General features: G+C 61.4%; 13 protein-coding genes. 8 read left to right on the top strand and 5 right to left on the bottom strand.

Annotated features, from left to right (window positions below; genetic code table 11):
* Positions 1 to 166 precede the first annotated feature (166 nt).
* The 4 genes from rpmB to V7651_RS09605 all read left to right on the top strand — a co-directional run bounded on the left by rpmB (position 167) and on the right by V7651_RS09605 (position 3067).
* Positions 167 to 460: a 50S ribosomal protein L28 gene (gene rpmB, locus V7651_RS09620; RefSeq protein ID WP_035536415.1), complete on the top strand. Its 294-nt coding sequence runs from the start codon at positions 167 to 169 to the stop codon at positions 458 to 460.
* A gap of 186 nt (positions 461 to 646) precedes the next feature.
* Positions 647 to 1120: a hypothetical protein gene (locus V7651_RS09615; RefSeq protein ID WP_335613063.1), complete on the top strand. Its 474-nt coding sequence runs from the start codon at positions 647 to 649 to the stop codon at positions 1118 to 1120.
* A gap of 2 nt (positions 1121 to 1122) precedes the next feature.
* Positions 1123 to 1335 (top strand): helix-turn-helix transcriptional regulator, encoded by a 213-nt coding sequence (locus V7651_RS09610; RefSeq protein WP_335613062.1) that lies wholly within the window; start codon positions 1123 to 1125, stop codon positions 1333 to 1335.
* Positions 1336 to 1396: 61 nt separating this feature from the next.
* The gene (locus V7651_RS09605; RefSeq protein WP_335613061.1) at positions 1397 to 3067 is read left to right on the top strand and encodes an amidohydrolase; all 1671 of its coding nucleotides are present in this window, start codon (positions 1397 to 1399) and stop codon (positions 3065 to 3067) included.
* Here V7651_RS09605 and V7651_RS09600 read toward each other — a convergent pair.
* Positions 3064 to 4350 (bottom strand): tetratricopeptide repeat protein, encoded by a 1287-nt coding sequence (locus tag V7651_RS09600; RefSeq protein WP_335613060.1) that lies wholly within the window; start codon positions 4348 to 4350, stop codon positions 3064 to 3066. The two genes, V7651_RS09605 and V7651_RS09600, sit on opposite strands and share 4 nt — an antisense overlap.
* A 172-nt stretch (positions 4351 to 4522) precedes the next feature.
* Here V7651_RS09600 and cobS point away from each other — a divergent pair, with 172 nt between their 5' ends.
* The 4 genes from cobS to V7651_RS09580 all read left to right on the top strand — a co-directional run bounded on the left by cobS (position 4523) and on the right by V7651_RS09580 (position 10028).
* Positions 4523 to 5506: a cobaltochelatase subunit CobS gene (gene cobS / locus V7651_RS09595; RefSeq protein ID WP_199285873.1), complete on the top strand. Its 984-nt coding sequence runs from the start codon at positions 4523 to 4525 to the stop codon at positions 5504 to 5506.
* A gap of 13 nt (positions 5507 to 5519) precedes the next feature.
* Positions 5520 to 6188 (top strand): dienelactone hydrolase family protein, encoded by a 669-nt coding sequence (locus tag V7651_RS09590; protein WP_335613059.1) that lies wholly within the window; start codon positions 5520 to 5522, stop codon positions 6186 to 6188.
* Positions 6188 to 8182 carry a cobaltochelatase subunit CobT gene (cobT, locus tag V7651_RS09585; RefSeq protein WP_335613058.1) on the top strand — a complete coding sequence of 665 codons (1995 nt, stop codon included), beginning with the start codon at positions 6188 to 6190 and terminating at the stop codon, positions 8180 to 8182. Before V7651_RS09590 ends, cobT begins: the two co-directional genes overlap by 1 nt.
* A gap of 67 nt (positions 8183 to 8249) precedes the next feature.
* Positions 8250 to 10028 carry an alpha/beta hydrolase gene (locus V7651_RS09580; protein ID WP_335613057.1) on the top strand — a complete coding sequence of 593 codons (1779 nt, stop codon included), beginning with the start codon at positions 8250 to 8252 and terminating at the stop codon, positions 10026 to 10028.
* A 63-nt stretch (positions 10029 to 10091) separates the two neighbouring features.
* Here V7651_RS09580 and V7651_RS09575 read toward each other — a convergent pair whose 3' ends face one another.
* From V7651_RS09575 to V7651_RS09560, 4 genes are all read right to left on the bottom strand, one after another.
* A complete protein-coding gene (locus V7651_RS09575) occupies positions 10092 to 10499 on the bottom strand; it encodes a hypothetical protein (RefSeq protein ID WP_335613056.1) in 408 nt (135 codons plus the stop codon).
* 69 nt (positions 10500 to 10568) lie between these two features.
* Positions 10569 to 10871 (bottom strand): GIY-YIG nuclease family protein, encoded by a 303-nt coding sequence (locus tag V7651_RS09570; RefSeq protein ID WP_335613055.1) that lies wholly within the window; start codon positions 10869 to 10871, stop codon positions 10569 to 10571.
* Positions 10872 to 11315: 444 nt separating this feature from the next.
* Positions 11316 to 11768, bottom strand: coding sequence for a hypothetical protein (locus V7651_RS09565; RefSeq protein ID WP_335613054.1), 453 nt, complete (start codon positions 11766 to 11768; stop codon positions 11316 to 11318).
* A 54-nt stretch (positions 11769 to 11822) separates the two neighbouring features.
* The gene (locus V7651_RS09560; protein WP_035536394.1) at positions 11823 to 13064 is read right to left on the bottom strand and encodes an argininosuccinate synthase; all 1242 of its coding nucleotides are present in this window, start codon (positions 13062 to 13064) and stop codon (positions 11823 to 11825) included.
* Positions 13065 to 13146: the final 82 nt, after the last annotated feature.

Genomic DNA, 13146 nt, shown 5'->3' with positions numbered 1-13146 from the left:
AATGCCCCAATCAAGCGACGGGTTGCACTCAAGATTCATGACAGGCCATGACAGGGGGCTGTAAAACTCGTACTTCGCATGTGGCTTCGCAGTTGACACGGCCCCCTCCTACTGTGTAACGACGCGCCTTCGAGACAACCCTGAACATGCAATCGGAGCGAGGCCCATGTCCCGCGAATGTGAACTTACCGGCACCAAGCCGATCGTTGGCCACCTGGTGAGCCACTCCCAGGTGAAAACCAAGCGACGGTTCCTGCCGAACCTGATCGACGTGACGCTTCATTCCGAAGCCCTCGACCAGAAATTCAAGATGCGCATCGCGGCGAAAGCCCTGCGCACCGTCGACAAGCTCGGCGGCCTTGACGGCTTCCTGGCCAAGGCAAAGGACGACAAGCTGTCGTCCAAGGCCCTCAAGATCAAGCGCGACATTGCCAAGAAGGCTGTTGCTGCTGCCGCCTGATCGCTCCTTGCGACCGGCAAACTGAAAAACGCGCTCCTTCGGGGGCGCGTTTTTTTGTTTGTCCGGGAGTCTGGAGGCTGAAACGGGCTCGGTGAGCATGCGAACAAAATTGTAAAACATGTTGGACATTTCCCTCGTCCGTCGCTATGTAAAACATATCTTACATAACTGGGAAAGGACAAGCGCATGTCATGGACTGAAATCCGCACCCTTGGGTCGCTCATGATCGCCATTTGGGCCGTCTGGCTCCTGCAGACGCGGTTCCTCGACGGATGGCAGGTTGTGGACCTGCCGCCTGATCAGATGCTCAGTACCTATGTCACCGTCATCATCGGGATGATTGTCGGCGAGATTCTTGTAACGACCGGCGTTTCGATTGCCGGGTCCGTCCTGAAGGACGCGACAGTTGCCAGCGCGGACTTCGAGGACGAGCGTGACCAGCAGATCGAGCGGCGCGCCGGGATCATTTCGCACTGGTTCATCATTACAGTCGTGAATGTCCTGGCGCTGCGCCTGATCATGCAGGAAACCTATTCAAGCTCAGTCCTCACGCCACTCGCGATCGTATCGACCAGCGGCATCGTCTTTACCCTGCTGGCGGTGCTCTTTGCCGCCCATATCGTGAAGATGGCCGCCAAGCTTGTCCTCTACAGGATATAGTCATGGCCAAGGGTAAGGTCCGCAATCGCATCAGGGAGTTGCGCGCCGAGACAGGCGGCATGACCCAGTCGCAACTCGCAGAAGCGGTCGGTGCCACGCGCCAGACAATCATCGCCATCGAGCAGGAGAAGTATGCGCCGTCGCTCGAGCTTGCCTTTCGCATATCGCTTGCGTTTGACGTCCCATTTGAGGCGGTCTTTTCGTTCGAACCTTGACTTCCCGTAATGCGCGCCGTCTGCTCGGTCATCTTCATACCTGACCGGAAGGATGACGCCCATGCGCACCCCCTGCCTTGCCCTTGCCGCGCTCCTGCTTGCCGCCTGTAGCGGAAAGGCAACGCCTGCGCCTGAAGCGGCCGTCGCGTCGAAAGTCACCGTCATCACTGGCGGCACGATCTACACGGGCAATCCGCAGCAGCCGACCGTGGAAGCCGTGGTTGTGGGCCCTGACGGGCGCATCATGGCCACCGTCCCGCCGGCTTCAAAAGACTGGAGCGAGGACGAGGTCACACTGATTGACCTAAAGGGCGGCGTCATGTTCCCCGGCTTCACCGATGCGCACGTTCACTTGCTCGGCGTCGGCCAGCGTGAACTCACGCTGAACCTTGAAGGCACCGCCTCCGTCGATGAACTTGTCACCCGCCTCGAAGCTGAAGTGACCGGTAAGGCGCCCGGTTCGGTTGTGTTCGGTCGCGGCTGGATCGAAACCGGCTGGCCTGAGGCGCGCATGCCCATGGCGTCTGACCTCGATCCTGTCAGTGCGGATTACAAAGTCATCCTGCAACGTTCAGACGGCCACGCTATGGTCGTGAACTCTGCGACGCTCGCTGCCGTTGGGATTACGAAGGACACGCCCGATCCTGAAGGCGGCCGTATCGAGCGCAATGAGGACGGCACGCCAAATGGCCTCCTCATCGACAATGCGATGAACCTCGTCGCACCCCTGGTGGCTGCGCCGGATGCGGAAGGCCTGAAGACAGCGCTTGAAACCGGCGCAAAGCTTTATGCGTCGCGCGGGTGGACGGGCGGTCACAATATGAGCGTCGCACCCGAACAGATTCCCCTGATGGAAGAACTGGACAAGGCGGGCCGCCTGCCGATCCGGCTCTACAATGCGCTGGATGCTGAAGGCTTCGATATCGCGGCGGGTCGCCAAATGGAAACGGACACGATCACCAATCGCGCCGTGAAGATCTATATGGACGGCGCCCTCGGCAGCCGCGGCGCCCTGCTGATCGAACCTTATAGCGACCGGCCTGAAACGTCAGGCCTCGCCCTGATGAGCCCGGAAGACCTCGCCGCCATCATGGCTCGGGCAGATGCCGCCAATGTCCAGCTCGCCATCCATGCTATTGGCGATCTGGCCGACAGGCGCATCCTCGAAGCGGTTGAGGCGGGTGGCTACGATGCTTCCCATCGCTGGCGTATCGAACACGCCCAGAACTTCGCGCTTGCCGATATCCCGCGCGTCGGCGCAAACGGCCTGGTTGCCTCGATGCAGCCTTCTCACGCGATTGGTGACCTGTTTTTCGCTCCCTCTCGCCTTGGTCTGCAGCGTCTCGCGGGCGCCTATGCATGGCGCAGTCTCTGGGATAGCGGAGCAGTTGTGGCGGGTGGGTCTGACGCGCCGGTCGAGGTTGGCTCTCCGCTGATCGAGTTCTACGCCGCCGTCTCCCGCAAGAGCCTCAAGGGCGAATCCGCCGAAGGCTGGCACCCTGAACAGGCCCTGACGCGGGAAGAGGCGCTCGCTCTCTTCACATCGAACGCAGCCTACGCCGCCTTTGAGGAAGACGACCTCGGCACCATCGAACCCGGCAAACTCGCCGACTTCACCGTCTTCGACCGCGACCTGATGACCGTGCCGGAAGCCGAAATCCTTGAGGCCAAACCGCTGATGACCATGGTTGGGGGCGAAGTCGTCTGGAGGGCTGACGCGTCGGCGCCCTAGCAGTATTGGTTGCCGGGGCGGCAGGACGAGGAATAGGCTGTGCCTATATTGGCCGTGGCGCGGAGGGCGTCGTTCCAGTCGCGATTGTCCTGCCATGTCGAGACGTTGTTCGACGAGGAAGACGAACCGGACGAAGAATAACTGCGCGACGAGCCGCCGCTGCCCGAACTCGCATAATCTGCGGCGCCGCTGGCCAGCGCCGCGAAAATCCCGCCAATCGCGTTGTCGACACTCCGGCCCCAGTTCCCGCCTGATTTTGTCGGCATGGATCCGGGTGGTGGGCCCATCATGTTGGCCATCTTCATTGCCAGGCTGCAGCCCATGCTATCGCCGCCCTGAAAGCAGGCCTTGGTGGAATAAGTCCGGATCGTCTCCCAATTGTTTAGCCCATAATCGGTATAATAGTTTAGCCAGGCGACATTGAAGCAGGCGCTATAGTCCGGCGTGTCGGAGTCGCACTGGGATTTGAAATAGCGCTCGGCCCGATAGCCATTGGAATAGCCCGCACTCGGCCCAACAAATCCGGTCAGTCGGGCGTGGTTCTCGCAGGCTTTCGGTACGCTATTGTCACAAGCGAAAGCGAGCGGTGCGAGCGCGGCCCGCTCATCCTTGCCATAGGGGGAGTTTACTGCGCCCTGATAGAGGCCCAGCATGTAGCAGGCGGCCGGTCCCTTGAAGTGGCACAGGGTCTTGAAGGCGTTATAGGCCTCCCAGTGATTTCCGGCATCCCGTTCATCCACGGCCGCGTAATAGGCCTCGGACGAGACGCGTTTGATATTCTCGAATTCAGCATCCGTCTTGAAGATGCTCATCTCGTAGGCCTTGGTATACCAGACGAGCGCCTCGGCCAGATTTCGCTCAACGCCGATCGGTGCCATTTCATACATCCGCGCGAGGGACTTCATACAGGTGATGCAGCCCGCTTCAGCCCCGGCCATGTAGAGGTAGCTGGCGCCAATATTGTCTTCCGCCTCGTCGCCTGAGGTGACCTTGCCCGTCGCCCTCAGCATGGCGGCATCGGCATATGCTTCCGCTGTGCCCGCATCTGCGGCCTGCAGGTAAAGCTCGGATGCCCGCTCGAAATCGGGCGCGCCATACGTCCCCGCCGCATATTCCCGGCCAAGCCTGAGCAAGGCGTCGCCCGTCGCTTCCTGTGGGCGGGCTGTGTCCTCGACACTGAGCGATTGAGCAGAGGCGAGGGGCGCAACCGCCACAACAGGCGCCGCCATCAGGGCCAGGCCAGCCAGCATCCGGGCTGTGCGCGCAAGAAATCTTGAAACCATGGCTATTTTCCTCCACCCTCATCGTGAAATCTAGAACCGGGATAAGGGCTTGTCATCACCCCCGGGGGTGTCTGAGGGGGCTTACTTACGCTACGTCGCACTAGGCGCGCGCCCATCTCGTGCTAGAACCTATACTGAAACCACATATCCTCCCCGACGAGACTGAAATTCCATGACTGTAATGAGCGAAACCGATGCCCTTGAGGGCCTGAAGCCAACAGAAAAAGTCAACGTGAAGAAGGTCTTCGGCCTCGACACGGCCATGACCGTTCACGGCTTCAAAACCCGCACCGAATACGTGCCCGAGATCGATCCGTCCTACCGGTTCGACCCGCAAACGACGATGGCCGTTCTGGCCGGCTTCGAGCACAATCGCCGCGTCATGGTCCAGGGCTATCACGGCACAGGCAAGTCGACTCATATCGAGCAGATCGCTGCGCGCCTCAACTGGCCGATGATCCGGGTCAACCTCGACAGCCATGTCAGCCGGATCGACATGGTCGGCAAGGACGCGATTGTCCTCAAAGAGGGCAAGCAGATCACCGAATTCCGTGAAGGCATCCTGCCCTGGGCACTCCAGCGCCCGGTCGCTATCTGTTTCGACGAATATGATGCCGGTCGTCCTGACGTCATGTTCGTGATCCAGCGCGTTCTGGAAGCCAGCGGCAAGCTCACGCTGCTCGATCAGAACCGCGTCATCGCGCCGAACCCGTTCTTCCGCCTGTTCGCCACCACGAACACGGTCGGCCTCGGCGACACGACGGGCCTATATCACGGTACGCAGCAGCTGAACCAGGGCCAGATGGACCGCTGGAGCATCGTCACCACGCTGAACTATCTTGAGCACGACGCCGAAGTCGAAATCGTGAAGACCAAGGCGACCGGTGTGGACGACGACACACTGTCCAAGATGGTCACGCTCGCTGATCTCACGCGGAATGCCTTCATGGCCGGAGACCTCTCCACCGTAATGAGCCCGCGGACCGTGATCACATGGGCTGAAAACTACGCGATCTTCCAGAATCTCGGCCATGCCTTCCGCATGACCTTCCTCAACAAATGCGATGAACTCGAGCGCCCCCTCGTGGCCGAGATGTACCAGCGCTGCTTTGCCGAGGAACTGCCAGAGAGCGCGTTGATGGTGAAGGTCGCCTGAGCGGAGACATCTGATGACCACGACCAGCCTGACCCTTAAAAGCCATGACGGCTTTGTCTTCGGTGCCGTGCGCATCGAGGCAAAAGGTGTGCGCAAAGGCGGCCTGATTGTCGTGCAGGAAATCTTTGGCATCAATTCCGACATGATCCGCGCAGGTGAGCGCTTTGCGGGCGAAGGCTATGAAGTGCTCCTGCCATCCATGTTTGATCGTCAGAAGCCGGGCTTTGCCCGCGAAGACCATTCCATCGAAGCCATGACGGAAGGGGCTGGTTATGCCCGCGCCAACGGGCTGGATAACGCCATGGCGGATATTGGCGCCTGCGTTGATGCGCTGGAGCGCCCGGTCTTCATCACCGGCTTTTGCTATGGCGGATCGATTGCCTATCTGGCCGCTTGCCGACTCAGGGGAATTGTCGCGGCTTCGGCTTATTATGGCAGCCTGTTGCCCTCCTTCCAGACGGCCGAGCCAAGATGCCCCGTTGCGGCGCATTTCGGCCGGAATGATCCCCATATTCCCATGGACGGCGTTGAAGCCTTCACCGCTGCCCGCAAGGACGTGCAGGTTCACGTCTATGATGCCGGCCATGGCTTTGCCCGTCAGGGCTCCGACGATCATGATGCCGCCAGTGATGCCCTCGCCTTCAAACGCACGCTGGACCTGTTCTCAGACGCGGTGCAGTGATGGCGAAGGATACAAGCCCTCAGGAACTTTTCAAACAGGCCCTCGCCGCCACCACCAAGGCGATGAGCGCCGATCGCGAGGTTGAGGTTGGCTTTGGCAATGATGCCGGGTCAGACGCCGCGCGTATCGTCTTGCGTCCGCCACCGGTTGAAGTTCCCGCGCCTGTTGCTGCGCGCATTCGCGGGGAGGCAGATGCCGTGGCGCTCCGCCGGGCCCACCATAATGAAGCGGCCCACCTCCAGCACCGTCCGCAGGGTGACCTGCCGCGCCGTGTGTACGACGCCGCAGAACATGCGCGCATCGAAAGCCTTGGCGCCAATGCCATGCGTGGTACGGCCAATAATCTCGACGCCGTGCTGGAACATCGCAGCAAGTCCGGCGAATTTGCCATGGGCGCCGAAGAGCCCGAAGCGATCCTCGCGCCAGCCCTGGAATTCCTGCTGCGCGAAAAGCTGACCGGCCGTCCGCTGCCGGAAGGCGCTAAACGCGTGGCTGATGTCTGGCGAGACCGCGTCGAGGCCGATACCGGCGGCGCGCTCGACAAGCTGATCGGCCAGTTGCACGATCAGTCCGGTTTTGCGCGCACCATCCGTGAGATGATCCGCGATCTGACCGCCGGAGACCAGTCGGGCGATGAGGCTGAGTCCCAGGACGAGCAGCAACAGGAAGAGAGCGAAGACGACCAGCAATCCCAGCAGGGCGAACAGGACATGGAGTCCGAAGAGCCCATGGGCGCCTCCGCCGAGGAAATGGAAGCCGGCGATACCGAAGAGATGGACGGCGAAGAAACCAATGTCAGCGTCGATCAGGACGCCGACATGGAAGCCGACGACGAGCCGGACGACAGCGATGACGGCTCCAAGCCGCTACGCCCGAACTTCCGGGATGGCGACGAACGCGACCGCTTCAACTACCAGGTCTTCACGCGCGCGCATGATGAAGTGGCGCAGGCCCCTGATCTTTGCGACCCGGAAGAACTGACCCGCCTGCGTGCCTATCTCGACCACCAGCTGCAAGGCCTGCAGGGCGCCGTGTCCAAACTGGCCAACAAGCTGCAGCGCCGCCTCATGGCGCAGCAGAACCGGTCGTGGAGCTTTGACCTTGAAGAAGGCGTGCTCGACACAGCTCGCCTCACGCGCGTCATCACCGATCCGACAGCGCCGCTCAGCTTCAAGCAGGAAGACGACAGCAATTTCCGTGACACGGTCGTCACGCTCCTGCTCGACAATTCAGGCTCCATGCGCGGTCGTCCGATCATGGTTGCGGCCCTGTGCGCTGACATTCTGGCCCGCACGCTGGAACGCTGCGGCGTGAAGACCGAAATTCTCGGCTTCACCACCAAGGCATGGAAAGGCGGCCTGTCGCGTGAGGATTGGGTGCGCGGCGGCAAGCCGAACGGGCCCGGCCGCCTCAACGACATTCGCCATATCGTCTACAAGCAGGCCGATGCTCCATGGCGCCGCGCCCGCAAGAACCTTGGCCTGATGATGCGCGAAGGCCTGCTGAAAGAAAATATCGACGGTGAGGCCCTGCTCTGGGCGCATGACCGCCTGCTCGCCCGTACCGAGCAGCGCAAGATCCTGATGGTCATCTCTGATGGTGCGCCGGTCGACGATTCCACGCTCAATGTGAATATCGGCAACTATCTGGAACGCCACCTGCGCCAGGTCATCGACGAGATCGAGAATCGCAGCCCGATCGAGCTGATCGCCATCGGCATCGGCCATGACGTGACCCGCTATTACAAGCGCGCCGTCACCATTGTTGATGCCGAACAGCTCGGCGGCGCGATGACGGAGCAGCTCGCCAGCCTGTTCGATGAGAACGGTCCAAACCCACAGGCCATGGCCATCCCGCCGTTGACAGAACGTACTGTTCGCGGCGCGGTCTCCGGTGCGGCCAGCGGCGCACCGAGCTATGGTGGCCGCAAGGTCGATCTTGGCCGCGATGTCAAAACCACGACGCTCCAGGCCGTGAAAGGCCCGAAACGCTAGGCAAAAGCCTGTCCCATATTTTTGCCTTCATGCTAGGGTTTGATGGGGCAAGTCAGGGGACGAAACGATGCATCACAAAACCATTTCGAGGCTGATCTGCATTGGCCTTCTCGGCCTCATGGCCGCCTGCGCCTCCAAGCCCGAACCGGACCGCCTCGTCCTCCTTGGTGATGCACAAGCGGCCGGGGACATGGCTGAACAGGTCGCTCAGGCCCGCGCCCTGCTGGCCGATCCTGCGATAAGGGGCGACGTGCGCGCAGACCTTGGCGACATCCTCGCAGACGCCGGGCAGACCGAAGCCGCCCTCGTCGCCTATCGCCAGGTGCTGACCGAGGCGAGCGCGGCCACACCACCAGACTATGCCTACCAGATCGACCTGCGCGCCCGCATGGCCGAGATCGCCCTCGCCGCTGGCGACAAACCGCGCGCGACCGAAGAACTGTCCGCCGCCATCAGGCAGGTCCGCATCCATCTCGGCGCAGACCATCCGCGCCTTGCGCCTCTGCTCGCCTTCGCCATCGAAAACGATCTCGATAATGCCCGCATCGCCGAGATCACCGGCCTCAATGTCGATGACGCGCTGGCCGAAAGCGTTGAACGCGGCCGCGAACGTGCCTTCGCCGCCGCCTCAAGCCGCACCCGCGCCCTCGGCGCGGAGCCGGACTTTGATCTCGTCCGCGTCTTCTTCGGCACGAACCGCGCGCCCACGATCAAGCGCGTTGCCATGGTCGACAGCAAGCCGGTCTTTGATCCCTACAAGTACTATGGCGGCAAACACGCGCCGCTCGCCACGGGCAGCGTCATGGTCTCCGTGCCCCGCAACCGTGCCGTCGGCGATATTCCCAAGCCCAGCATTTTCAGCTTCGACCGCCGACCAGACCCAGCCAAGCACGTCATCCTCGGTGACATGCAGGTCGACGCGACCATGGCCGAATTCCTCGCCAATGTGCGCATCTCGCTCGCCCGCTCCCAGCGCCGCGAGATCTTCATCTTCATCCACGGCTACAATAATGATTTCCCGACAGCGGTTGAGCGCACCGCCCAGCTCGCCGTAGACCTCGAGATTGATGGCGCTCCCGTCCTCTATTCATGGCCGTCGGCCGGCAGTGTCTTCGGCTACAAGGCCGACCGCGCCCAGATCACGCAGGCCACGATCGACGATCTCGAACACTTTCTCCACGTCCTCACCGAGCAGACGGGGGCGGAGCGCGTCAACATCGTCGCCCATTCCATGGGCAATGAGTTCCTCGTCCGTGCCCTGCAGGAAATGGCGGATGACGAGCGCGCCGTGCCTGCGCCCTTCGATCAGGTCGTCTTCGCCTCGCCCGATGTCGACGCTGATGACTTCATCGAGATGATGGACCGCGTCCATGGCCTTGCGAAAGACATGACGCTCTATGCCAGCGCCAAGGATCGCGCCCTGCAGGCGTCCAGTCGTTTCAACAAGTCCGGCCGCCGCGCTGGCGATGCGAGCGAGCCGATCCTGCTCGCGGGCCTCAACACGGTCGATACCACGCCCGGCGCCACGGGCGGTCTTGACCTCGGCCATTCGGATATTTTCGGCGCCGCCTTCCCGGATTTCCAGGCCATCACCTGGCTCAGCCTCGAGCCGGAACAGCGCTGCATCCTCGGCAAGCGTGAAGGCAAGACCGGCACGGCCTGGATCTTTGGCACACCGAGGGCGGACTATTGCGACGCCGAAGACTTCGCCACCGCCATGACCACTGTCCGCCGCCTCGGCCCGGACAAGGCACTCACCGAACTCCAGTCCCGCGCCCTCTCCGGCGTGGGCGATGCCGCCCGCTGGCAAGCCGCCCTCCGAATCGTCGAGAGCCTGAAAGACTAAATCCAACGCATCCCCGGCGAAAGCCGGGGTCTCGTGCCGTCGGCGCCCGACCTTCGGCGTCCCTCAGAAGGGGCGTTCCGCCACGGCCGCAAACGCCCCGCGTATCTCGCTCAGGTATTTGATCGCCTTCTCGCGATGCTTGGTCGATTTCGCCTTCTTCGGCATGCGGCTCAGCCAGTGCTTGTTCGGGCCGATGGGTTTTTCCCGCGATAGTTCCCGCGTTGTGGGCAGCGGCTGGCGCGACATCACTTCGACATAGGTGTCCAGTTCGGCCAGCGAGGTGAACACCAGTTCCACCCCGTCAATTTCCACCATCAGCACCGGCCAGCCTTCGCCCGGCACGGGGCCCGGCCTCGGCGGGTCAAACAGGGTCGCCGTATTCAGGCTCTCGCCGTCGAGCGGCCTGTGCACCCAATAGGTCATCACCGAGATCGGCGGTATTTTCCAATAGGTAATCTGGTAGAACTTCACGTCCCGGCTCTCCTCCGGTATTTCGCCTCATGGCCTGAATTTAGGCAGGGCGCCGGGGATGGCAAGCGCTTACCCCGTGATCTCGAACCAAAGGTCTTTCCAGTCGGGATTCATCTTTTCGATCAGGTTTATCTTGTTCTGCCGACGATAGGATTTCAGGGATTTCTCCCGCGCAATCGCCGCCTCGATCCATTCGTGCACCTCGTACCAGACGAGCCTCTTGCAGCCATGCTTTTTGGTGAAGCCCGCCGCCGTGCCTTCCCGATGCTGCCATGTCCGCTGCACAAGATGGGATGTGACGCCGATGTAAAGCGTCCCGTTCTTGCGGTTCGCCATCATGTAAACCGCAATGATGCGATCCTCATTCGCCATGGCGTCCTCCCCCTGCCTCGCGACAGGAATGAAACGGCGTACCGATAAAAGATCAAGCTTCCCAACACGCGTCATCCCCGATGGCCGCAGGCCATCTGGGGGCCCATCACCCGCACGCGCCGCAAGAGATCACCGTGCAATCGTATCGCACGCCGCCCCGTCCAGAGCTGGGCCCCCAGACGCTCCGCGTCGGGGGTGACGCAAGAGGAGAGATCGGAAGTGGGCCCGCAGGGTGGGTTAGCAAAGCGTAACCCACCACCCCACCGAGCAATCTATGCCCCAAGCACAAGCCCCGCACGCTCCAACACTGCCCTCCCCACCCGCGTCATTCCCGATGGCCCCCGGCCATCTGGGAACCCATCACCCGAATGCTCCACTAGAGATCAGCGCTCTTAAACAGTTGGGTGATTCCTGCGGCGAGAACCAACGGTGGGTATCGCGCGCTCAACCCGCCCTACTCTTGCGGATGGCTTTGCCGACCAGAAACGTAATGCCAGCGAACACGCCAGACATCATACAAACAAGCAAAGGAATTACGAGGACACCCACCTCTGCGCCCTTGCGGTCGCAATCATGCCAGGTGGAGGCATCCAATCTGCCAGAGACCCAGATACCTAGCGAGCATGCGGCGACAAGGCCCAACAGCCAGACGAATCTGCTACGAAGTGTAGGTGCTTTTGACGCTCCGAGAACGAATGGCGCAAAACCGAGGCCAACAAGAACAGCAAAGTACGCAGCGAGCGGGTTTATTGCCCTGAAGAACTCCGAAATCTGCTGTCCCAACGTCAGGTCCGCCAGGCCGCGTGGCGCGCCTAAGGGCCCTGAGATGGCATCAAAACAAATCTGCCAATCGCGATGGGCCATCTGCAACGGGTATGTCACTGCGATAACGGACATCACCGCTATCAGAAAACCGATTGGTCCCGAGAGTCGATATATCGCAGCCTTCAATCAGTTCTTCCCGAACTTCCGGTCCCGTCCCGCCAGCAATCTCAACCGCAACGCATTCAGCTTGATAAAGCCTTCCGCATCCTTTTGGTCATAGGCGCCGTGGTCGTCCTCGAAGGTCACGATCTTCTCCGAGTACAGAGAATAGGGTGATGAGCGGCCGATGAGATAGGCCTGGCCCTTGTAGAGCTTGATCGTCACGTCGCCGGTCACCCAGCGCTGCGAGTAGTCAATCGCGGCCTGAAGCATCTCGCGCTCCGGGCTCCACCAGAAGCCGTTATAGATCAGCTCGGCATATTTCGGCATCAGCTCGTCTTTGAGGTGGCTTGCGCCCCGGTCGAGCGTGGCCTGCTCGATGCCGCGGTGCGCCACCAGAAGGATCGTGCCGCCCGGCGTCTCATAGATGCCGCGCGACTTCATGCCGACGAACCGGTTTTCCAAGAGGTCGAGCCGGCCAATGCCGTGCTTCTTGCCATAGGCGTTCAGTTCCGTGAGGATCGTGGCCGGGCTCATTGCCTCGCCATTGATGGCGCAGGCATCGCCGCGCTCGAAGCTGATCGTGATCACTTCCGGCTTGTCCGGTGCCGCTTCCGGGCTCACCGTGCGCATGTGCACGAATTCCGGGGCTTCCTCGGCCGGGTTCTCCAGAACCTTACCCTCTGAAGACGAGTGCAACAGGTTGGCATCGACCGAGAAGGGCGCCTCGCCCTTCTTGTCCTTGGCGATTTCGATGCCGTGGGATTCGGCAAATTTCATCAGGTCGGTGCGCGATTTGAATTCCCAGTCGCGCCAGGGCGCAATCACCTTGATGTCCGGGTTCAGGCCATAATAGCCGAGTTCGAAGCGCACCTGGTCATTGCCCTTGCCGGTTGCGCCATGACAGACGGCATCGGCGCCCACCATGTCGGCAATCTCGATCTGGCGCTTGGCGATCAGCGGCCGCGCGATGCTCGTGCCCAGCAGGTAGACGCCTTCATACACGGCATTGGCGCGGAACATCGGGAACACGAAGTCGCGCACGAATTCCTCGCGCACATCCTCAATGAAGATGTTTTCCGGCTTCACGCCAGCGGCCAGCGCCTTCTTGCGGGCCGGTTCCAGTTCTTCGCCCTGCCCCAGGTCCGCCGTGAAGGTCACCACCTCGGCGCCGAACTCGGTCTGCAGCCATTTCAGGATGATGGATGTGTCGAGACCGCCGGAATAGGCGAGGACGACTTTCTTCGGGGCGGCTTTGGCCTTGGACATGCGCGTGCACCTTTATTGTGCGTGTTTTCAATGGGTGTTGCCTTAAGGACAGAAGCCCGTGATGACAAGCCGGGGGCCGGGC

The organism is Hyphomonas oceanitis, assembly GCF_036964545.1.
Classification (GTDB): Bacteria; Pseudomonadota; Alphaproteobacteria; order Caulobacterales; family Hyphomonadaceae; genus Hyphomonas; species Hyphomonas oceanitis.
The sequence above is the reverse complement of the archived record's forward strand: the minus strand, read 5'-3'. Positions and strand labels throughout refer to the sequence as shown.